This window comes from Aeromonas bivalvium, from assembly GCF_046078285.1.
Classification (GTDB): domain Bacteria; phylum Pseudomonadota; class Gammaproteobacteria; order Enterobacterales; family Aeromonadaceae; genus Aeromonas; species Aeromonas bivalvium.
The window spans coordinates 136,949-158,172 of the sequence record NZ_JBGXBV010000003.1 but is presented as its reverse complement, the minus strand read 5'-3'; the positions used below and the strand labels follow the sequence as shown (position 1 = coordinate 158,172).

The following is a 21,224-nucleotide window of genomic DNA, read 5'->3' as shown; positions in this document are numbered from 1 at the left end:
ATGAACGAAAAGTACGCCGCTCTACGGGCCAACGTAGGCATGCTGGGCCAGCTGCTGGGTAAATCCATCAAGGATCATCAGGGACAGGCTTTCCTCGACAAGATCGAAACCATTCGTCAACTGGCCAAGTCTTCCCGCAAGGGCAACGAGGCAGACAGGGAGCGCCTGCTCGACACCCTGCGCACCCTCTCCGATGACGAACTGTTGCCGGTGGCCCGCGCCTTCAGCCAGTTCCTCAACCTGGCCAACGTGGCCGAACAGTTCCACACCATCTCCCGCCGCTGTGAAGAGCAGGTCTGCACCCCGGACCCGCTGGAGCAGATGTTCGACAAGCTCAAGGCGTCCAACCTGTCGCAAGAGGCCATCATCCAGGCCGTGCGCGAGCTGGATATCGATCTGGTGCTGACCGCCCACCCGACCGAGGTGACCCGTCGCACCCTGATCCACAAGCATGTGCAGCTCAACGACTGCCTGGAGGCCCTCGAGCTCTCCGACCTGCTGCCCCGTGAGCGGGACAAGATCCTCAATCGTATCGAACAGCTGGTCAATCAGGCCTGGCACACCAACGAGATCCGGGTACAGCGTCCCACCCCGGTGGACGAGGCCAAGTGGGGCTTCGCCGTGGTGGAAAACAGCCTCTGGCCCGCGATCCCCGAATTCATGCGCAACCTGGACGAACGGTTGCAGCAACACCTGGGGGTGCGCCTGCCCCTGGACGCCGCCCCGGTCAAGTTCACCTCCTGGATGGGGGGCGACCGTGACGGCAACCCCTTCGTCACCGCCAAGGTGACCGCAGAGGTGCTGGAGCTGGGCCGCTGGATGGCGGTGAGCCTGTTCTACAAGGACATCAAGGAGCTCACCTCCGAGCTCTCCATGTCCGACTGCACCCAGGCGGTGCGCGATCGCGTCGGCGACAGTGCCGAACCCTATCGCGCCCTGGTGCGCGAGCTGCGCGAACAGCTGCGCGAGACCCAGGAATACCTCACCGCCAAGGTGCAGGGTCAGGTGAGCGAGAGCCGGGACCTGGTCAAGGCCACGGCCCAGCTGCGCGAGCCCCTGGAACTCTGCTACCACTCCCTGCACGCCTGCGGCATGGGCAACATCGCCGACGGCATGCTGCTGGACGTGCTGCGCAAGCTGGCCTGTTTCGGCATCCATCTGGTCAAGCTGGACATCCGTCAGGACGGCGAGCGCCACGGTCAGGTCTTCTCCGAGCTGACCCGTTATCTGGGCATGGGGGACTACGCCGAGTGGAGCGAGGACGACAAGCAGGCCTTCCTGCTGAACGAGCTGAACTCGCGCCGCCCCCTGCTGCCGAGCGACTGGACACCGAGCGACGAGACCCAGGAGACCATAGACACCTGCAAGGTGATCGCCGCCCATGATCCGGATGCGTTCGGCATCTACATCATCTCCATGGCCGGCGCCCCGTCCGACGTGCTGGCGGTGCAGCTGTTGCTCAAAGAGGCCGGCTGCAAGTTCCGCATGCCGGTCGCCCCGCTGTTCGAGACCCAGGAAGACCTGATGGCGGGCACCGCCGTCATGGATCGCCTGCTGTCGGTGGACTGGTATCGCGGCTACATCCAGGGCCGCCAATACGTGATGATCGGCTACTCGGATTCGGCCAAGGATGCGGGCATGATGGCCGCCGGCTGGGCCCAGTACGCCGCCATGGAGTCCCTGGTGGCCCTGGCCGAGACCAACAAGGTGCGCCTCACCCTGTTCCATGGCCGCGGTGGCACCGTCGGTCGCGGCGGCGCACCCGCCCATCAGGCGATCCTGTCCCAACCGCCGGGATCCCTGCGCGGCGGCCTGCGGGTCACCGAGCAAGGGGAGATGATCCGCTTCAAGTTCGGCCTGCCAAAAGTGGCCATCAACAGCCTGAACCTCTACACCAGCGCCGTGCTGGAGGGCAACCTGCTGCCGCCGCCCAAGCCCAAAGAGAGCTGGCGCACCGTGATCGAGCAGGTGGCCGAGGCCTCCTGCGAACACTATCGCAGCATAGTGCGCGGCCACCCGGACTTCGTGCCCTATTTTCGCGCCGCCACCCCGGAGATGGAGCTCGGCAAGCTGCCGCTCGGCTCCCGCCCTGCCAAGCGCAAGCCCAATGGCGGCGTCGAGAGCCTGCGCGCCATCCCCTGGATCTTCGCCTGGACCCAGAACCGGCTGATGCTGCCGGCCTGGCTCGGCGCCCACCAGGGGCTGCAACAGGCCATCGACAACGGTCACCAGGCCGTGCTGGAAGAGATGAGCCGCCAGTGGCCCTTCTTCCGCACCCGCCTCGAGATGCTGGAGATGGTGTTCCTCAAGGCCGACAGCTGGCTGGCAGAGTACTATGACACCCGTCTGGTGCCGGAGAACCTCTGGCCGCTCGGCAAACAGCTGCGCCAGGAGCTCGCCGACGCCGCCGACGTGGTACTGGCCCTGCGCCCGCAAGGGGACCTGCTGGACGATCAGCCCTGGATCAAGGAGTCCATCAAGCTGCGCAACCCCTACACGGATCCCCTCAACGTGCTGCAGGCCGAGCTGCTCAACCGCTCGCGCCGCGACCCTGAGTCCCTGCACGAGGAGATAGATCAGGCACTGATGGTCACCATCGCCGGTATCGCCGCAGGCATGCGCAACACGGGTTGATAGGCGGGTTATCAAGCTCCCCTCAATGACAAAGGGCGCCACAGTGGCGCCCTTTCTCTTTCTGCTGTCTGGCCAGACTAGGCTATCCGGTTGCGCCCCCGGCGCTTGGCCTCGTAGAGACGCTGATCCACACATTGCAGCCAGTCGTCCATGCAGCGATACCGCATCTGGTAGGGGGTGATGCCCGCGCTGATGGTGACGGCAATCTCCTGACGCCGATGCAAGAAGGGGTGGTTCGCTATCTGCAGGCGGGTACGCTCCATGATGCCGTGGGCTTCCTCCAGATTGGTGCCGCGCAGCAGCAGGATGAACTCCTCACCGCCAAAGCGCGCCACCAGATCCTGGCTGCGCACCGTCTTCATCAGCAGGCCGGCCAGCTCCTCGAGCACGGTATCCCCGGCGAGATGGCCGTGTTCATCATTGATCTGCTTGAAGAAATCGATATCAATCAACACCAGGCAGCAGGCCTCCCCCTCGGCAGGGTGGTGCTGAATACGCTCGAGCAGGCGGTTGGCCTGACTAAAGAAGCAACTGCGGTTGGGCAGCCTGGTGAGGAAGTCGTGTTCGGCGTTGAAGCGCAGCTCCCGCTCCATGCGGTTGCGCTCGTCCTCCAGATTGCGGGCATGGATCAGGGTGCCCAGGGCCGTGGTCAGGGGCTCGATCAGGGTGACCAGGGTTTCATCGAAGCCACCGGGGCGGTTGGCCAGGGCTATCATGCCGATGGCTGCCCCCTTGTGGCGGATTGGAATGCCGAGAAAGCTCTCCAGGTGGGGGTGGCCGGGGGGCGACACGCCGCGGCTGGCCGGATGGCTCGGCAGGTCGTTGCAGCACACCAGGGTGTTGTGGGTGACCACATGGCCAAACAGGTTGTCGAGCTTGCTGAAGATGAGGCCCCCCCTCTCCTGGCGCTGCTGCTCGTACCAGGCATGGGTCCTCTCGTCCCAGGAGACATTGGAGATGGAGGGCACATAGAGGCATAACCGCCCCTCCTCGAACCGGGTGATGCCGATGAAGCCATAGTCGCTCTCGCTCACGCTCAGCAGCCGCTCGAACACGGTATCGCAGGCGGTCGCGAGGTTGCGATCGAGCAGAAAGCCTTGATGGGCGGCGACTATGATGTCAAACAGCTGGCTCTGCTGCTTCACCCTCAGCTCGGCCTGCACCTCTGGCGTGATGTCGTGGGCCAGCTTGAGCACCCCGAGCAGGGTACCCGCCTCGTCCCTGATGGGGGTGTAGACAGCCTGGAGCCAGACGCTCCCACCGCCACGGACGATGCGACGAAACGAGCCGGAATGGATCTCGCCGCCGAGCACCCCCTGCCAGAAGCCGTCATGTTCCCCCTGTTGCTCGGGGGGAAACAGCAGACGATGGGACTGGCCGATCAGATCCTCGGGGGCGTAACCCAGGAGGGCGCAGAACCTGGGATTGACTGCCACCATGTGGCCCTGGAGATCGAACTCGACGATGCCATAGGCGCGATCGAGCGCACTCAGTCGCGCCAGGATGTCATAGCGACCGAAGGCGTCTGGGTCCATGTCGCCGTTGAGGGAACGGATCGCTGGGGTATTCATGACTACGATTCCTTTCGATAGTCCATCCATCATGACCATCAGCATAGCGGCATGCGGGGCCAGGACCCCAGAGCATAGATGGAGATCGCCCCCTGCGCCCATGCCCTCCCCGCCAACCCGCAGGGGCCATCCCCACGACCACTTGCCAGGCCAGGCCCCTGAGCGCACACTCCTTGTCCTTGCCGCGATTCAAGGAATCCCTATGACCCCCGCAATCAACCTGCTGAAAAAGCTCAAGATCCCCCACAGGCTCTACCCCTACGAGTGCGATGCCCACGACGACTTCGGCAAACATGCCGCGGCCCAGCTCGGCCTGCCAGAGGCCCAGGTGTTCAAGACCCTGCTCGCCCATCACGACAAGCAGGCGGTGGTGGCCATAGTGCCCTCCTCCGGCATGTGCAGCCTCAAGCAGCTCGCCAGGGCCACCGGGCTCAAGAAGGTGGAGATGATGAAACCGGCCGATGCCGAGAAGCTGACCGGCTACAAGGTGGGGGGCATCAGCCCCCTGGCCCAGAAGAAGCCACTGCCGACCGTGCTGGACGACTCCGCCCTGCAATTTGACGAGATCCTGGTGAGCGGCGGCAAACGCGGCCTCTCGGTCGGGGTGGCACCGGCAGACATGGTACGCCTGATGAACTGGATTGCTGCCCCCATAGGCGAGCCCCACGAATAGAGGCCATGAAAGAGGCCCCGCATCCGGGGCCTCTCCTGCTTTGATGGCGTCGACCCACGAGGCCTGTCTAATCGCCGTTGACACGGCAAGGGGCTGTGAGTTCGGAGAGGCGCAACAACTGACGCCCCTGCCTATCGAAGTTCTCATCCGCCAGCCAGCGCTCGAAGCACGCCTTCAAGGCGGGCCACTCGCCGTCAAGCACGGAGAACCAGGCGGTATCCCGGTTGCGCCCCTTGTCCACCCTGGCCTGACGGAAGGTTCCCTCATAGTTGAACCCCAGCCGCAGCGCCGCCTGACGGGATGGCTGGTTGAGCGCGTTGCACTTCCACTCGTAGCGGCGATACCCCAGGGCGAAAGCCCGCGCCATCATCAGCGCCATGGCCGCCGTGGAGAGGCGGGTGCGCTGCATGGCGGGAGAAAAGTGCAGCCAGCCCACCTCCATGCTGCCCGCCTGGGGGTCGATGCGCAGATAGCTGGCCAGCCCCAGCGCCCGGCCGCTTGCCTCATCGACGATCGTGTAGAACTGGGGATCCCCCTTGGCGGCGCACTGCTGCAACCAGACCAGCATGGCTGGCTCGTCCGCGAAGGGGCCGCTGGTGAGATAGGTCCACATGGCGCCATCATCGGCGGCAAAGGCCTGCCAGAGCGAGGGAGTGTGGCGCGCGGGATCGAGGGGCTCCAGGCGGCAGCCCCAACCACTCATGACCTGATGGGGGGGGAATTCGGCCCCCGCCCAATGTGCCAGCTTGGCGCCTATCGCCTGACCGAAGCCGTTTATCTCCACCTCAGCAGCCACAGTCGCTCCCCCCTGTCAGCAGGCGACCCGGGACCTCCCCGGTGGCGACGGCAAAGCCATCCTGGCGCCACCAGTGCAACCCGCCGATCAGCTCCTTCACCTTGAAGCCCAGGGCCGCCAGTTTCAGGGCGCCTCGGGTCGAGCCGTTGCAGCCGATGCCATCGCAGTAGCAGACATAGACAAGTTCCCGATCCAGGGAGGCCGTGCTGGCCGCGTCCATGGTGCGGTGAGGAAAGGAGAGGGCGCCGGGAATATGGGCCTCCCTGTAGTGCGCCGGGGAGCGGGTGTCGATGACGACGATGGCGGTCTCCCCCGCCAGCAGGTCGGCGGCGAGGTCGGCCGGGTCGGTGCGATAGGCGAGCTGGTCGGTAAAAAAGCTGACGGCAGCCTGGGGGCTGGCCAATCCGGTGGCAAGAACGGCACTCATGGTTATCTCCTTCTGCATGATGCGGGTGGTCAATGACCCTAATCTAGCGCCATAATGGCCCTGCCAAGATAGCCAATTATGGCAATCAGGCCAGACCAATTCATCACCCGGAGTCCGCCATGCCCGCCCTGCCGACCCTGTTCGCCGACCTGCAACAGGGGGATCTGCCGCTGCACGAGCAGCTGGTACGCGCCCTGCGCACCGCCATCCTGGCCGGCCAACTGCCCCAGCACAGCCGCTTGCCCGCCAGCCGGGCCTTGGCGCGGGATCTCGCCCTGTCCCGCAGCACAGTGGAACTGGCCTACGCCAGGCTCGAGGCCGAGGGCTATCTGGTGCGCAAGGTGGGGGCTGGCAGCTTCGTCGCCATAGCGCCGCGCCAGACGCCCCCCAGGGCCGCCCCGCTCAGGGCGGCGCGCGCACTCTCCCGGCGCGGCGAGGCCATGCAGGCCAGCGGCAGCTGCCGCGAGGAGGTCAACCCCGGGCCCAATTTCGGTGCGGGTCAGGCCGATGCTCTCGCCTTCCCCGGCGAGCTGTGGGGCAAGCTGTTGCAACAGCGCTGGCGCCGGGAGGGGGAGCGGCTGATGCGCTACGGCGATCCCCAGGGACTGCCGGCCCTGCGCGAGGCCATCGCCGGTTATCTGATGCAGTCGCGAGGGGTCAACTGCGATCCGGAACAGATCCTGATCCTCACCAGCTCCCAGCAGGGGATACAGCTCGCCGCCCAGCTGCTGACGGATCCGGGGGACTGCGTCTGGCTGGAGGAGCCTGGCTACCCCGGGGCCCGCAGCGCCATGGTAAGCGCCGGGGCCAAAGTGCATCCCGTGCCCGTGGACGAGGAGGGGCTCAATCCGGTCGGATCCTTGCCCGCCCCCAGGCTCATCTACTGCACCCCTTCCCACCAGTATCCCCTCGGCATGGCCATGAGCCTGCCAAGGCGGATGACGCTGCTGGCCGAGGCGGCGCGCCACAACGCCTGGATCATAGAGGACGACTATGACGGCGAGTTCCAGTATGACCAGCGTCCACTCCCCGCCCTGCAGGGGCTGGACAGCCAGGGGCGGGTGCTCTACGTAGGCACCTTCAGCAAGGTGCTTTTCGGCTCCCTTCGCCTCGCCTACCTGGTGCTGCCCCATGCCCTGATGACGCCCTTCTGCCAGGCCCGCGCCGCCGTCGACGGCCACAGCAACCAGCTGTTGCAGGGGGTGACGGCCGACTTCATCCAGGGGGGACACTTCGCCGCCCACCTGCGCCAGATGCGCCCCCTCTATCGCAGCCGCCGCGACCTGCTGGTGGAGACACTGGCCAGCCAGTGTCCGACCCTCACCCCCATCCATACCGGCGCCGGCTTGCAGCTGTGCGCCCTGCTCCCCCCGGGGGAGGAGGCGCGCTGGACGGTGCCGGCCAATCGCCAGGGGCTGGGGCTGCGCCCCTTGAGCGACTTCTACCTGACCCCGCCAGACGCGGCGCCGCCATGTTCCCGCCACGAAGGCTGGCTGCTCGGCTATGGGGCGCTCGACAACGCCAGCCTGCGCCAGCTATGCCGCGCCCTGGGCAGGCTGATGGGCCCAGGCGCCGAATGACGGGGCTCAGCCAGGAGGCGCGGTCGGAGCCGTCTCCTGACGCGCGCGGCAAAGGGCCAGCCAGGCCTCGGCACTGCGGGAGAGGTAGCGACCCTTCGGCCAGATCACCCCGAGCCGCCAGCTCATCTCAGGTAACAGGGGACGCAGGATCAGGCCATCCTGAGTCAGGCGGCGACAGACGGGCTCGGGCAGAAAGGCGACCCCCATGCCGCTGCGCACCATGGCGGTGAGAAAATCCCACTGGCTGCTGCGCGCCGCCACCTGGGGGGTGAAGCCCTCGGCGAGGCAGGCCTGTTCAATGCGCTCGCTCAGGGTGAAGGCCTGGGTGTAGAGCAGCAAGGGCTCGTCCCGCAGATCCGCGAGGCGCACGCAGGCCCGCTCGCGCCAGCGGGGCTCGGCGGGCAGCACCAGCTGGATCGGGTAGCAGTCGAGATCCAGGCTCTCCAGCTCGGCCATCTCCCGGGCCGGCAGCATGGTGATGGCGAGATCCAGCTCCCCCTCCAGCACCGCCTGCTCGATGCGCCGACCGCCATATTCGACGATGGAGAGCTCGATGGCGGGGTAGCGACTGCGATAGCGGCGAATGAGATCCGCATAGACGTGGCCCACCATGGGGGGCATGCCCAGGGCCAGCCGCCCTCCCTTGAGGCTCTGCAAGTCCGTCAGCTCCGTCTCCAGCTGCTGCATCTGGGCCAGTATCTCCTGGCTCCGGGCGAACAGCACCCGGCCCCCGTCGGTCAGGGTGAAGCGGCGACCCGCCCGGCTGAGCAGGGGCTGGCCCAGCTCCTCTTCCAGGTTGCGGATCATCTTGCTGATGGTGGGCTGGGTGACGAACAGCTTCTCGGAGGCGCGGGTGAAACTCTGCTCGCGCACCAGCTCGACGAAGTAACGCAGGGCTCGGATATCCATGGACTCTCTCCGCTGATGGGGGTCATATCATGCCAATTTGGCATGATTTTGATAATTTAAATTCATTTTTTGCAGGTTTACCCCGGCGCTACACTGGTGCCAGTCTCAGCAACCGGCCTGCCTCCATGTCACTGCCCTCCTGGTTTCTCACCCCCTTGCAGGTCGCCCTGCTGGCCGCCATCTGGTGGCTGGCCGATGGCGCCGTGCGCCTGTTCCACCTGCCTCTGCCCGCCAACCTCACCGGCATGCTGGCCCTGCTCGCCCTGATCCTGCTCGGGGTGGTCAAGACCCGCTGGTTCAGCGCGGGATCCCGCTGGCTGCTGGCGGAGATGCTGCTGTTCTTCGTGCCCGCCGTGGTGGCCGTGGTCAACTATCAGGACCTGATGCTCCATCAGGGGGTGCGGATCCTGCTGGTGATCGGGCTCAGTACCGTGCTGGTGCTCGCCACCACGGCCCTGGTGGTGGACAGGGTCTATCGGCTCGAGTTGAAGCTGGCCCGCAGGCATCGCCGCCATGACTAGCCAAGCCTTGAGCCTGCTCTGCCTGGCGCTCACCCTGCTGTTCTACTACCTCAGCAAGTGGCTCTATCGCCGGGTGCAGATACTGCCGCTGATGCCGCTGCTGCTGGCCCCGGCCCTGCTGGTCGCCCTGGTGCTGCTCTGCCACATCCCCTACGAGGCCTACATGGCCGACAGTCACTGGCTGCTCTGGCTGCTGGGCCCGGCCACGGTCGCCTTCGCCATCCCCGTCTACGAGAACCGGGCCCTGATGCGCAAGCACTGGCTGTCCCTCTCCCTCGGGGTGCTCGCCTCCGTGGTCATGGCGGTGGGCAGTTCGGTGCTGCTGGCCCGCTGGTTCGGCCTGTCGGATCTGCTGCAACGCAGCCTCGCCATGCGCTCCATCACCACGCCGTTTGCGGTGGAGGCGAGCAGGAGCGTCGGGGGCCAGAGCGATCTGACCGCCCTGTTCGTGGTGCTGACCGGGGTGATCGGCATGGCGGTGGGGGAGCGCGTGCTGCGCCGCCTCGCCATCCGCAGCCGGCTCGGCAAGGGGGCGGGCTTTGGCGCCTCGGCCCACGGGGCGGGCACGGCCCGGGCCTATCAGATGGGCAAGGAGGAAGGTGTGGTCGCCAGCATGGTGATGATGATCGCCGGCATGGTGACTGTGCTGCTCGCCCCCCTGCTCGGCCAGCTGCTGTGGTGAACATGCCCTGATCTCGCCAGCTGATCCCGGCCTCCTGTCCGGTTACACTGGGATCATGCGAACGGCTCAGGAAGCGATATGACCTCAATCAACAGGCGGGCAGGGTATCTGGCACTGCTGTGCACCCTCTGGCTGGCCACCCCCCGGGCCGGAGCCGCCACTCTCTTCACCCATGTCAGCCCCGAGAGCCCCCAGGATCAGCGCACCCGCTACGAGCAGGATCTGCTGCGCCTGGCGCTGGAGGAGACCCGGGTCGACTTCGGGGAGTACCAGCTGGCGCTGGCGCCCCCCATGAACCGGGTCCGGCTGCTCCAGCAGCTGGCGCAGAACAGCTACCCCAACCTGATCGCCTCCCACGCCTGGCTCAGCCCAAGCAAACGCCCCCACCTCGGTCATGTTCGCTTCCCCATCACCCTGGGCATGCTCAGCTACCGGGTCTGCTTCGTCAACGAGGGGCGCCAGGCCGACTTTTCCCAGGTCCGCACCCTGGCGGCGCTGCGCACCTTTCGTCAGGTGCAGGGCCGGGGCTGGCAGGACGCCCTGGTGCTCAGGCACGCCGGCATGCAGGTGCAGGAGGTAGACGACTACGAGCGCCTGTTCAGACTGGTGGCCAGGGGACGGGCCGACCTCTTCTGCCGGGGGGCGGGAGAGGTGTATCAGGAGTGGCAACGGCGCCAGGCCATGCCGGGTCTGGCCCTGGACAGCCAGATTGCCCTCTCCTACCCCAATCCCCACCTCTTCTACAGCCACGAGGCCAACGGCGCCGCCCTCACCCGGGTACAGACAGGGCTGGAGCGTGCCTGGCGCAAGGGCTCCTTGCAGCACCTCTGGCGCCAGCACTTCCAGCCCGCCCTGGATCTGGTGCAGCCCCAGCGGCGCCATGTCCTGGTGCTCGACAACCCCTATCTCGAGGGGATCGACTTCGACTATCAGGCCTACTTCCATCGGCGGCTCGGGGAGGAGGCTGACTCGCCTCCCGGAAATCAGGAACAAAAAAAGGCGCCATAAGGCGCCCTTTTTGTTTGCCCGGCCTCACAGCGCGGCGCAGATCTGCCACAGATCGTACTGGATGGCCCCGGCGGTCACCTCACGTCCCGCCCCCGGCCCCTGGATGACCAGGGGATTGGTGCGGTAATTGTCGCTCTCGATGGCGAACACATTGTCGCAGGGCAAGAGGTTCGCGAAGGGGTGGTGAGGCTCCAGCGCCTCCAGGCCGACGCGGGCCTTGCCTCCCCGCTCGATGCGGGCCACGTAGCGCAGCACCTTGCCGACCCGGCGCGCCCCCTCGAAGGCGGACTGGATGGGGCCGTCGAGCTCGCCCAGCTTGTCCATGAAGCCCTCCACCGACAGCGGACGCAGGGCATGGGGCACCAGATTCTCCAGCTCTATGTCGGCGGAGTCCAGCTCGAAGCCCGCTTCCCGCGCCAGGATCAGCAGCTTCCTGCGCACATCCTGGCCGGAGAGATCCTCCCGGGGATCCGGTTCGGTCAATCCCTGCTGCCAGGCTGCGTCCACCAGCTCGGAGAAGGGGCGGCTGCCGTCATACTGCTGGAACAGCCAGGAGAGGGTACCGGAGAAGATCCCCGAGACCCCCTGGACGGGGTCGCCGCTCTGGCGCAGCATCTGGATGCTGGACTGGATCGGCAGGCCTGCCCCCACGGTGGCGTTGTAGCGCCACTGCACCTGATGGTCGCGGCACGCCTGCTTGATGCGCTGGTAGAACTCGCTCTCGGCGGCGCCGGCGAACTTGTTGGCGGCGATGATGTGGCAGCCGAGCTGGGCGAAATCGGGGTAGTAGCGGCTCACCGTCTCGCTGGCGGTCAGATCGAGCGCGATCAGGGAGTCAAAACTGTGCTGCTCCAGCTGGGTCAGCAGCTCGGGCCAGATGAGGGGGCTGGGCTCGAAGTGCTTCTGCACCTTGATGGGATCCAGCCCCTCCTCGTCCAACAGGCCCCCCTGGGAGTTGAACACCCCGTACAGGGTGAGCGCCACGTTCAGCTCGCGCTCGAGGCGGGCCTGCTCGCGGCCATAGAGAGCGAGCCACTGGCTGCCGATGTTGCCCTTGCCAAACAGCACCAGACCGACCCGGGTCGGGCGGCTGAACAGGGCGCTGTGCAGGGCGATGAGCAGGGGCTCGAGCACCACCTGACGCAGCACGGCCACCAGGCTCAGGCCGTCTCTGGCCACCTGGACGAACTCCTGGGGCTGATCCGACAGCAGCTGGTAGAAACGGTGGCACTGCTCGGCGTTGTCGGTCACCCCGGCCCCCACCAGGGCCACCAGGCTGTAACCCTCCTTCTGGATCAGGCCGGTGAAGTTGCCTTGCAGCTGGAAATCCCGCAGCAGATCATAGGCGCCGACCGCCACCTCCAGGGTGTAAGCGAGGCGCAGCACCCGCCGGTCCGGCTGACGTTGCAGGGTGAGGGGGCTCAGGCGATGGCGTGCCAGGTGAGCCTCTATGGTCTTGACCGCCTGGTCGAAGTCCCCCTGGGCCAGCACCTTGAGTTCGATCAGGGCTATCTGATCCACGGAGCTGACGATACGGGCCCCGTTGCTGCGAGGCGCACGGCGCAGGATATGGGTGCAGCCTTCGTCCGGGTTGTAGCTGCAGCGCAGGGTAAGGCGCTGGCGGCTGTCGGCCACCGGTTGCAGGGTGCGGGAATGGAGCACGGAGGAGCCCAGGCGGGCCAGCTCGTTGGCCTCGGCCAGGCTCAGGCGCTCCAGCAGGCGCGCCTCCTTCACCCGGCGCGGATCCGCGCTGTAGACCCCGGCCACGTCGCTCCAGATGGTGGTGGACTCGCCGTCTGCCAGCAGGGCCAGGAGGCTGGCGCTGTAGTCGGAGCCGTTGCGCCCGAGCAGCAGGGAGCGTCCCTCCATGTCGGCGGCGATGAAGCCGGTCACCACGATGCGACCGTCATGCTCGGCCAGACGGGCCTTGAGCAGCTCGCTGGAGAGGGCCTCGTCCACCTTGACCAGGGCGCCATCCTCGGCGCGCAGGAAGCTGCGGGCATCGAGCCAGATGGCGGGCTCGCCCCGGCTGGTGAGCAGGGCGGCCAGCAGGCGCGCCGACCAGACTTCCCCGAAGGCGAGCAGGCCGTTGCGCTCGAAGCGATCGAAGCGCCCCTCCAGGGTCTGGCCCAGGCGACCGAGATCCCCGTTGAGCTGGGCGGTCAGGCTCTGGTGCAGCTCCCCCTCCAGCAGGCCGTCGATCAAGCCCTGCTGGTAGGCGCGCAGGGCATTAAGGGCTTCACCGGCCGCCTCGTCCCCCGCCTCGGCCAGCTCCACCAGCTGGATCAGCCGGTTGGTGGTCTTGCCCGCCGCCGACACCACGATCAGCTCGCTGCCATCCCCCTGCTGTTCGACGATGGCCGCCACCCGGCGATAACAGACGGGGTCGGCCAGGCTGCTGCCGCCAAATTTGTGTACCTGTCTATGCTTCACCCCTGCCGTCACGGCAACCTCCTTCACGCTGTCTCGCTGGTTGTTCACTGCTGCCTGCCCACTCAAGGGGACGTTCTGCTCGGCCTGACTCATTTCGCCGCCTCTCGCTCTGCCGCCGCCAGGGCCTGGGCCAGATCCGCCACCAGATCCTCACCGTGCTCTATGCCCACCGAGATCCGCAGCAACTGGGGACTGATGCCCGCCGCCTGCTGGGCCTCGGCGCTCATGGCCCTGTGGGTCATGCTGGCCGGATGGGCCACCAGGCTCTCCACCCCACCCAGGGACTCGGCCACCGAGAAGTAGTTGAGGGCGCCGAGGAAGGCCCGCAGCCCCGCCTCGTCGCAGTCGAGCTCGAAGCTCAGCATGGCGCCGAAGCCGGACTGCTGGCGACGGGCTATCTCGTGGCCGGGGTGGCTGGGCAGGCTGGGGTGATAGATGGTTTTCACCAGGGGCTGGGTCTGCAGGAAAGCCAGAATGTGCTGGGTGTTCTCCTGATGGGTGCGCAGACGGGGCCCCAGGGTGCGCAGGCCGCGCAGGGTGAGGTAGGAATCGAAGGCCCCGCTGGTCAGCCCCAGGCAGTTGGCCCACCACAGCAGGCTGTCGGCCAGCTCGGCCTCCTTGGCGATCGCCACCCCGCCCACCACGTCGGAGTGACCATTGATGTACTTGGTGGTGGAGTGGACCACCAGATCGGCCCCCAGGGCCAGAGGTTGCTGCAAGAGCGGCGAGAGGAAGGTGTTGTCCACCGCCACCAGGGCGCCCACGGCGTGGGAAGCCTCGCAGATGGCCGCCACGTCCACCACCCGCAGCAGCGGGTTGGAGGGGGTCTCCACCCACACCAGCCTGGGCCCCTCGGCCAGGGCGGTGGCCAGGGCCTGCTCGTCCCCCTGATCGACGAACTTGACGCGATAATTGCCCTTGGCGGCCAGAAATTCGAACAGGCGCCAGGTACCGCCGTAACAGTCGTGGGGGGCGATCAGCAGATCCCCCGCCTGCAGCAGGGCCTGGGTCACCAGGTGGATGGCCCCCATGCCGGTGCCGGTCACCACGGCGCCCGCCCCTCCTTCCAGGGCAGCCAGCGCGTCCGCCAGATTGCCACGGGTCGGATTGCCGGAGCGGGCATAATCGTATTGACGGGGCACGCCGAAGTCGGCAAAGGTGTAGTTGCTGGAGAGATAGATGGGGGGCACCACGGCGCCATGCTGGGTATCTGTCTCTATGCCGGTGCGCACCGCCAGGGTTGCCTTGTGGGTCATCTCTCTCTCCTCATCCTTGCGCGAGTCCACTCTCGCCATTGTTCGAGACATTACGCCACCCCAAGAAGGCCGTCAACACTTCTAGACGTCTAAATGGCTTTGCTGTTGGATTGCCATTGATTTCCTTAAGGGTTAAAATCCGCGCTCAAGGCCAAATGAGAACAGGTGAATCATGGGTACAGAGTGGAACGGCGACTACGTCAGCCCCTATGCGGAACACGGTAAGAAGAGTGAACAGGTCAAGAAGATTACCGTCTCGATCCCGCTCAAGGTGCTGAAGGTGTTGACCGACGAGCGCACCCGTCGCCAGGTGAACAACCTGCGTCATGCGACCAACAGCGAACTGCTCTGCGAGGCCTTTCTCCATGCGTTCACCGGTCAGCCGCTGCCCTGCGACGACGATCTTCGCAAGGATCATCCGGACAGCGTCCCGGCAGAGGCCCGCGCCATCATGGAGGCCCTGGGCAAAGAGATCGAAGACTACGACGCCGAGTGAGCCGGCGCCCATGGCACATGACATTTCCCCTTCGATGACGCGGCCCGGTGCCGCGTCATCCCTATCCGCCTCCCCCTTCAGCCTGCGCCGCTACCAGAGCGACATCCAGAGCCACAGTCACGACCATGCCCAGCTGGTGATCCCCCTGGACGGCCCCATCGAGATCGAGGTGCAGGGCCAGGGACGCCGCCTCGCCCCCGGCTCTGCCTGCGTCATAGCGCCGGGCCTTCGCCACGACTACGCCGCCGATCCTGCGCTCTCGTTTCTGGTGCAGGAGAGCCTCTGGCTGCCTGCGGCGCTGGGGGATAGCCCCTTCATCTCCCTGGACGAGCCCCAGCGCCACTACCTCGCCTTCCTCCATCAGATGGTGCGCCAGGGTCGTTATCTGACGGGCATGGACCAGATCTGGCTGAGCCTGCTGGCCGAGGGCCAGGGCATGGCTCCTCCCCTGGCCCCGCGCATGACAAGAGTGCAGCGCCACATCGAGGCCCACCTCGCCGAGCCCCTTGGCAACGCGCGGCTCGCCGCCATCGCCTGCCTCGGCCAGAGCCAGTTCAAGCACGCCTTTCGCCAGCAGTTCGGCATGAGCGTCTCCCACTACATTCGGGGGCGACGCATGGCGTTGGCACGCACCCTGCTGGCGCAAACCGCCCTGCCCATCGGCGTCGTGGCCAGCCGCTGCGGCTATCAGGATCAGGGGGCCTTCGCCGAGCGCTTCCTGGCCGAGACCGGGCTCACCCCCAGCCGCTGGCGCCAGCAAAGCGGCCCGCGGCCATAATCATCCGGCTCCTTGCCGAAGACAGGGAGTGCCGTGTCGAGGCATGCTGGGGCCAATGCAAGGTGTGACAGGAGAAGCCAAGATGCAGACCATAAGCTGGCAGCAATTCGAGATGGTGGAGCTCCGGGTGGGCACCCTGGTGCGGGTCGAACCCTTCCCCGAGGCGCGCAGGCCCGCCTACAAGGTGTGGGCGGATTTTGGCCCCGAACTGGGCGTGCGCAAGAGCAGCGCCCAGATCACGGATCTCTATCGCCCCGAGGATCTGGTGGGGCGCCAGATAGTCGCCGTGGTGAACTTTCCGGCCAAGCAGATAGGACCGTTTCAGTCGGAGTTTCTGCTGACCGGCTTCTACCGCCCGGACGGCGCCGTGGTGATGGCCATCCCGGAGCAGGCGGTGGAGAACGGCGCCAAGCTGGGTTGAAGCCCTGTGCCCCATGAAAGAGAAGAGGCGCCCCCCGGGGTCGCCTCTTCTCTTTCTGGCCGCAGCGCCGCTGTTACTTCAGCAGGCTGAAGAGCAGGGCCGAGACCGCCAGCGAACCGGTCAACAGGATGAAGCCGTTGGCCCAGCCCTTGCGAAAACGGGCCAGCGCCTCCACCCGATAGATGGCCACCACCGGCATGATGAAGAGGATCATGGCGATGACGGGGCCGGAGAGGGTCTCCATCAGCCCCAGAATGCCAGGGTTGACCACAGCCGCCCCCCAGATGGCGAAGAACATGATGGCAATGCCGAGCTTGTCCGCCTTGGCGAGCGACAGGCCGGTGGGCTTGGCAATAAGGCTTTTCAGGCTCTCCCGGGCGCCGAGGAAGTGGCCGAGGAAGGAGGAGCTGATGGCGATGAAGGCGATCAGCGGCCCCAGGGTCACGATCACAGGGTTGTCTGTGATGTTGGCAAGATAGGAGAGCACGGAGACGTTCTGGGCCTTGGCCTCGGCCAGCTGGGCCGGGGAGAGGCTGAGCACGCAGGAGAAGACGAAAAAGAGCACGAAGCCCACCAGCATCACCGTGGTGTTGCGCAGAATAAGGCCGCTCCTGGCCTCCGCCAGCTCGCCATATTCCCGCCGCTGCACGTTGGCAAAGCCTGAGATGGCGGCGGCGTGGCTGAAGGCAAACACGGTCACCGGCAGCGCCAGCCAGACGGTGTTGAGAAAGCGGGCCCCCTCGAACGCGGCCACTTCCGGCCAGTGCCACTGGGGAATGAGATAGACGGAGAGGGCCGCCAGAATGACCGCCAGCGGATAGACCATGAAGGCGAACGCCCGCAGCATGGCCCTCTCGCCGGCCAGCATCACCGCTATCATGGCAAACACCAGCATGCCCGATAGCATGACCCGGTTCGGGGCTACTATGGCGAGCTGGTTGACCATGAAGCTCTCCACCGTGTTGGTCAGGCCGACCCCGTAGATAAGCAGGATAGGGAAGATGGAGAGGAAATAGAGCACAGAGATGAGGCGACCGGCCATCTTGCCGAAGTGCTCCTCCGCCACCTCGGTGAAATCGGCGTGGGGGCGCGACGACGAGAGCACGAAGCGCGCCAGCCCGCGATGGGCCAGGAAGGTCATGGGGCCGGCCAGCACGGCGACGATGACCAGGGGCCAGATGCCCCCCAGACCCAGGTTGATGGGCAGAAACAGGATGCCGGCGCCGACGGCGGTGCCAAACAGGCTGATGACCCAGTGGGTGTCGTGACGGCGCCAGCCGGTGCGAGTGATGGATGGGGAACCGGACAGCTCCCGGGAGATCTCTGCAGATGAACTCATTAATAAACCACTTATAGCCAGTATTAAAATCTGTAAGAATTGTGCTCCTTTAGCATTTAATTCTCAAAAATCGGCATTGGCAGATCCCACTGGCAAAGCGCGTCTCAACCAGCAAGATTGGGCAGGGGATGGGAGAGGGGGAATTCGGTTGAACCAAATCACGGCCAAAATGCCAAATATAAAACCAAAATATAATTAATTTTCAAATTTATATTTCAAGGAAATCGAGGTTGCCGGCATTACATGAAAAACATGCCGGCAGCTCGCGGCAATGTGTGATGATCCACTGCCATCACAGTACCTAGCCAGCGAATACCCCTGAATATGCCGCTTTAAAGCAGCGGATCACGCCATGCAATCAGGCAGCCGCCAAGCTGCCTGATAAGATCGAATCATGGCATTTCAACCGCCTCAATGGGCCAGGATCTTGTGCCATGCGAGATCTGGGTCCCCCATCACGATGAAGTCAGGGTTCTCCAGCGATTCGGTTTCGTTGTAGCTGAGCGGCTGCAACGCCAGGCTGAGGATGCGCCCCCCGGCCGCCTCGACGATGCACTGGGCGGCGGCGGTGTCCCACTCCCCGGTGGGGCCGAGGCGCACATAGCAGTCTGCCGCCCCCTCCGCCACCAGGCAGGACTTGAGGGAACTGGAGCCGAGCGGGATCAGCTCGTAGTGAATGGCCGGGTTGAGGCGGCGGGTCAGGTTCTCCAGCTTCTGGCGACGGCTGATGGCCACCACCAGGGAGTCGGGCTGGTCATGCTCGTGGTGCACGGCGCTGATGGGCTGCACCTCGCCATTCACCTCCTTGAAGGCGCCATGACCGCGCACCGCCCAGTAGAGCAGGTCGGATTCGGGGGCATAGATGACCCCGAGCACGGGCACATTGTCCCGCACCAGGGCAATCAGGGTAGCGAAATCGCCGCTGCCGGCGATGAACTCGCCTGTGCCGTCGAGGGGGTCCACCAGCCAGTATTGCCGCCAGTTGGCACGCTGGCTGAAGGGCACATCCGCCGCCTCTTCGGTCAGCACGGGTACATGGGGGGTGAGCGCCGACAGCGCCTGCTTGAGATAGGCATCGGCCGCGAGATCGGCACTGGTGACCGGGGAGTCATCCGCCTTGAGTTCTCGCTCGAACTGGCCCCCTCGATAGATCTCATGGAGTATTCTTCCGGCCTCGCGGGCGATCTCCTTGACCCCGGGCACCCAGCTCAGTAATTCCTGCATCGTCTCATCCTCCATGGCACCGCTCGTTATTTTTCCTGCCGGGACAACCACTTCTGGGTCAACAGCAGGGCACTGATACTGCGTGATTCGGTGAAGTCGTCCCGCTCGAGCAGTTCATCGAGGCGAGAGAGGGGCCAGGGGATCACCTCGAGGGGCTCGGGCTCGTCGCCGACCCGCCACTCGGGGAAAAGATCCAGCGCCAGCAGTATGTCCATCTTGCTGGCGAAGTAGCCCGGTGCCAGGGAGACCTGTTTGAGCGGGATCAGGGTGTTCGCCCCGAACCCCGCCTCCTCCATCAGCTCCCGGTTGCCCGCCTCGAAGGCATCTTCCCCCGGATCGATCAGCCCCTTGGGAAAACCCAGCTCGTAGGAGTGGGTCCCGGCGGCATATTCGCGCACCAGCAACAGGGTATCGGCGTCCAGCATGGGCACCACCATGACGGCGCCCCGGTTGCCGCCACGCATCCGCTCATAGACCCGCTCCTCGCCATTGGAGAACTTGAGATGCAGGGATTCCACCTTGAACAGGCGGCTTTCGGCCACGATTTCGGCCTTGATGATGTCGGGTTTGCGCTTGTTGGGATCCATAGCCGGGCCACTGGCGAGAGTCATGACTCAAGAGTAAACGAGTCGCAGGACGAACACCACGGGCAAAGGGGCACAGGCCCCGCACCGTCCGCCCTTTTCCAGGGCAGGTGCTGTCGCATCAGGTCAGCAGCCAGTAGCCGGCGACCCCCATCATCAGCAGGGAGGAGACCCGCCCCAGCAGATCCCCGCGTCCCTGCCCTTCCAGCAGCCGGTTCGCCCGCTGACCCCCGTAGGCGTAGAGCAGCAAGTTGACGCACTCGATCAGGATCACCAGGGCGACGAACAGCAGGGTCTGCAATCCCGCCGAGAGGGACGGGCTGATGAAGGGTGGCAGCAGGGTCATCATGAAGAGCCAGGACTTGGGGTTGGAGATGGCGACGGTAAAGCCGCGCAACACCAACGCCAGGCGTCCGCTGTCCTCCTGGCGGCTCGTCCCCTGCTGCCCGCCACCGCGCCAGCTTGCTATCCCCATCCAGAGCAGATAGAGGGCGCCGAGGTATTTGAAGCCCTGCATCAGCACGGGCTGCTCGGCCAGCACCCGGGTGTAACCGAGCAGGGCGGTGAGGGCTATCAACCCCACCCCGGCCAGCTCGCCGCCGATGACCCACAAGGTGCGGCGCACCCCCAGGCTGGCGCCAAAGCTCATGGCCAGCATCATGCAAAGGCCGGGGGAGACAGAGATGAGAAAGAAGGTCGGGATAAACATCAACAGCAGGGTCCACTCGCTCATGATGCCCCCTCAGGCTGCATCGCACGGGGCAAGCACGCCCATGCCGGCCAGGTAGTCGAGGGCGCTTGGGGTGAAGCCGACCTCCGTGAGGTGCTCAGCCGTGAAGGGAGCCGCATGCAGGGGCAGGCCGCGGCTCACCCGCGCCATCCAGTCCGGATTGCCGAGGGCCGCCGTGCCCACCGCCACCAGATCGGCGCCACCGCAAAGCGCCCGCCCGGCCGTGGCGCCGTCGCGGATCTTGCCCGCCACCATGAGCGGCACCCGCCCGGCCAACCCGACCCTTACCGCCTCCAGTAGGGCGCCGCCGTGGGGATCCCCCGCCACCGCCTTGAAGCTATCCCCCATGGAGAAGTGCAGGTAGTCGATCCCCTCGTCCGCCAGCAGGCGTGCCACCGCCAGCTGATGGGACAGCTCTATGCCCTGGATATGGGCATAGCTCTCGGGGGAGAGGCGCACCCCGACCAGAAACTCCCGGGGCAGGCGGGCACGGATGGCGCGCACTATCTCCACCAGGATCCGCGCCCGGTTGGCGATGCTGCCTCCCCAGCGGTCGGTACGCCAGTTGTGCTGGGGGTTGAGGAAGTTGCAGAGCAGGAAGTTGTGGGCCCCGTGCAGCTCGACCCCGTGCAGGCCGGCGTCATGGGCCCGCTCGGCGGCGCGCACGAAAGCCTCGATCAGCGTCAGTATCTCCTCCTCGCTCAGCCCCTTGACCCCGAGGGGGTAGCGCCCGCCCGGCGCCAGCGCGCACGGGCCGACCGGCGCCCCGTCGTTCAGTTCGGGCAGGGCACGCATCCCGCCGTGATGCAGCTGCACCACCGCCAGCGCCCCGGCCTGCCGCGCACTGTCGGCCAGGGCCGTGAAGGCCTGCTGCTGGGCGTCTGTCATCAGGGCCGGCTGCCCCGCCCAGCAGCGCCCGCCTGGCTGCACCTGGGTGGCGGCGGCGATGAGCAGGCCGAAGCCGCCACGGGCGCAGCGCGCCAGCCAGTCGAGCTCGGCCTGGCCGGGATCGCCGCCTGCGCCGCTCATGTTGTGGGTCAAAGGGGCCAGCACGGCCCGGTTCTTGAGCCGCAGACCGGCCCGCTCGAAGTGAAAGCTGTCGCCAAGTGCCTTGTTCATCACCCTCTCCCGGGATCGCAGTGGAATGGTGGCCACTATAATC

The 21,224-nt window shown here is 65.9% G+C and carries 20 protein-coding genes; 9 read left to right on the top strand and 11 right to left on the bottom strand.

Annotation, left to right across the window (positions count from 1 at the left end):
* On the top strand, positions 1-2,634 hold the full coding sequence (gene ppc / locus ACEUCR_RS10150; RefSeq protein ID WP_042000982.1) for a phosphoenolpyruvate carboxylase: 2,634 nt from the start codon (positions 1-3) through the stop codon (positions 2,632-2,634).
* A gap of 77 nt (positions 2,635-2,711) precedes the next feature.
* On the opposite strand, the gene ACEUCR_RS10145 is transcribed toward ppc, so the two are convergent.
* Positions 2,712-4,205: a diguanylate cyclase gene (locus tag ACEUCR_RS10145; RefSeq protein WP_408789878.1), complete on the bottom strand. Its 1,494-nt coding sequence runs from the start codon at positions 4,203-4,205 to the stop codon at positions 2,712-2,714.
* A gap of 202 nt (positions 4,206-4,407) precedes the next feature.
* Between ACEUCR_RS10145 and ybaK the strand changes: the two genes are divergently transcribed.
* Complete coding sequence (ybaK, locus tag ACEUCR_RS10140) at positions 4,408-4,878, top strand: Cys-tRNA(Pro) deacylase (RefSeq protein WP_042000988.1); 471 nt, start codon at positions 4,408-4,410, stop codon at positions 4,876-4,878.
* 67 nt (positions 4,879-4,945) lie between these two features.
* On the opposite strand, the gene ACEUCR_RS10135 is transcribed toward ybaK, so the two are convergent.
* Both ACEUCR_RS10135 and ACEUCR_RS10130 read right to left on the bottom strand, forming a co-directional pair.
* Positions 4,946-5,674, bottom strand: coding sequence for a GNAT family N-acetyltransferase (locus tag ACEUCR_RS10135; RefSeq protein WP_408789874.1), 729 nt, complete (start codon positions 5,672-5,674; stop codon positions 4,946-4,948).
* Positions 5,664-6,101 carry a rhodanese-like domain-containing protein gene (locus ACEUCR_RS10130; RefSeq protein ID WP_408789871.1) on the bottom strand — a complete coding sequence of 146 codons (438 nt, stop codon included), beginning with the start codon at positions 6,099-6,101 and terminating at the stop codon, positions 5,664-5,666. The genes ACEUCR_RS10135 and ACEUCR_RS10130 overlap by 11 nt, the downstream gene beginning before the upstream one ends.
* Positions 6,102-6,220: 119 nt before the next feature.
* Here ACEUCR_RS10130 and pdxR point away from each other — a divergent pair, with 119 nt between their 5' ends.
* On the top strand, positions 6,221-7,681 hold the full coding sequence (gene pdxR, locus ACEUCR_RS10125) for a MocR-like pyridoxine biosynthesis transcription factor PdxR (RefSeq protein WP_408789869.1): 1,461 nt from the start codon (positions 6,221-6,223) through the stop codon (positions 7,679-7,681).
* A gap of 6 nt (positions 7,682-7,687) precedes the next feature.
* On the opposite strand, the gene ACEUCR_RS10120 is transcribed toward pdxR, so the two are convergent.
* Positions 7,688-8,590, bottom strand: a complete 903-nt coding sequence (locus tag ACEUCR_RS10120; protein WP_408789866.1) for a LysR family transcriptional regulator — start codon at positions 8,588-8,590, stop codon at positions 7,688-7,690.
* A 125-nt stretch (positions 8,591-8,715) separates the two neighbouring features.
* On the opposite strand from ACEUCR_RS10120, the gene ACEUCR_RS10115 reads away from it, so the two are divergent.
* The 3 genes from ACEUCR_RS10115 to ACEUCR_RS10105 all read left to right on the top strand — a co-directional run bounded on the left by ACEUCR_RS10115 (position 8,716) and on the right by ACEUCR_RS10105 (position 10,801).
* The gene (locus ACEUCR_RS10115) at positions 8,716-9,111 is read left to right on the top strand and encodes a CidA/LrgA family protein (RefSeq protein ID WP_392442243.1); all 396 of its coding nucleotides are present in this window, start codon (positions 8,716-8,718) and stop codon (positions 9,109-9,111) included.
* Positions 9,104-9,793, top strand: coding sequence for an LrgB family protein (locus ACEUCR_RS10110; RefSeq protein WP_042001002.1), 690 nt, complete (start codon positions 9,104-9,106; stop codon positions 9,791-9,793). The genes ACEUCR_RS10115 and ACEUCR_RS10110 overlap by 8 nt, the downstream gene beginning before the upstream one ends.
* Positions 9,794-9,871: 78 nt before the next feature.
* The gene (locus ACEUCR_RS10105; protein WP_408789863.1) at positions 9,872-10,801 is read left to right on the top strand and encodes a hypothetical protein; all 930 of its coding nucleotides are present in this window, start codon (positions 9,872-9,874) and stop codon (positions 10,799-10,801) included.
* Between the two features lie 24 nt (positions 10,802-10,825).
* On the opposite strand, the gene ACEUCR_RS10100 is transcribed toward ACEUCR_RS10105, so the two are convergent.
* Positions 10,826-13,327, bottom strand: a complete 2,502-nt coding sequence (locus ACEUCR_RS10100) for a bifunctional aspartate kinase/homoserine dehydrogenase II (protein WP_280136500.1) — start codon at positions 13,325-13,327, stop codon at positions 10,826-10,828.
* Complete coding sequence (gene metB / locus ACEUCR_RS10095; protein ID WP_408759910.1) at positions 13,324-14,490, bottom strand: cystathionine gamma-synthase; 1,167 nt, start codon at positions 14,488-14,490, stop codon at positions 13,324-13,326. The genes ACEUCR_RS10100 and metB overlap by 4 nt, the downstream gene beginning before the upstream one ends.
* A 172-nt stretch (positions 14,491-14,662) precedes the next feature.
* On the opposite strand from metB, the gene metJ reads away from it, so the two are divergent.
* From metJ to ACEUCR_RS10080, 3 genes are all read left to right on the top strand, one after another.
* Complete coding sequence (gene metJ, locus ACEUCR_RS10090) at positions 14,663-14,986, top strand: met regulon transcriptional regulator MetJ (protein WP_042001009.1); 324 nt, start codon at positions 14,663-14,665, stop codon at positions 14,984-14,986.
* 34 nt (positions 14,987-15,020) lie between these two features.
* Positions 15,021-15,764 (top strand): AraC family transcriptional regulator, encoded by a 744-nt coding sequence (locus ACEUCR_RS10085; RefSeq protein WP_408790115.1) that lies wholly within the window; start codon positions 15,021-15,023, stop codon positions 15,762-15,764.
* 82 nt (positions 15,765-15,846) lie between these two features.
* Entirely contained in the window at positions 15,847-16,185 is a 339-nt protein-coding gene (locus ACEUCR_RS10080; RefSeq protein ID WP_042001013.1) for a tRNA-binding protein, read from the top strand.
* Between the two features lie 73 nt (positions 16,186-16,258).
* On the opposite strand, the gene ACEUCR_RS10075 is transcribed toward ACEUCR_RS10080, so the two are convergent.
* From ACEUCR_RS10075 to ACEUCR_RS10055, 5 genes are all read right to left on the bottom strand, one after another.
* A complete protein-coding gene (locus ACEUCR_RS10075) occupies positions 16,259-17,524 on the bottom strand; it encodes an aromatic amino acid transport family protein (protein WP_408789859.1) in 1,266 nt (421 codons plus the stop codon).
* Between the two features lie 411 nt (positions 17,525-17,935).
* Positions 17,936-18,748, bottom strand: a complete 813-nt coding sequence (cysQ, locus tag ACEUCR_RS10070) for a 3'(2'),5'-bisphosphate nucleotidase CysQ (protein WP_408789857.1) — start codon at positions 18,746-18,748, stop codon at positions 17,936-17,938.
* Between the two features lie 26 nt (positions 18,749-18,774).
* Positions 18,775-19,359, bottom strand: coding sequence for an ADP compounds hydrolase NudE (nudE, locus tag ACEUCR_RS10065; protein WP_162625884.1), 585 nt, complete (start codon positions 19,357-19,359; stop codon positions 18,775-18,777).
* 94 nt (positions 19,360-19,453) lie between these two features.
* Positions 19,454-20,065, bottom strand: coding sequence for a LysE family translocator (locus tag ACEUCR_RS10060; protein ID WP_408789855.1), 612 nt, complete (start codon positions 20,063-20,065; stop codon positions 19,454-19,456).
* 9 nt (positions 20,066-20,074) lie between these two features.
* Positions 20,075-21,181 carry an NADH:flavin oxidoreductase gene (locus tag ACEUCR_RS10055; protein WP_408789852.1) on the bottom strand — a complete coding sequence of 369 codons (1,107 nt, stop codon included), beginning with the start codon at positions 21,179-21,181 and terminating at the stop codon, positions 20,075-20,077.
* Between the last annotated feature and the right edge of the window lie 43 nt (positions 21,182-21,224).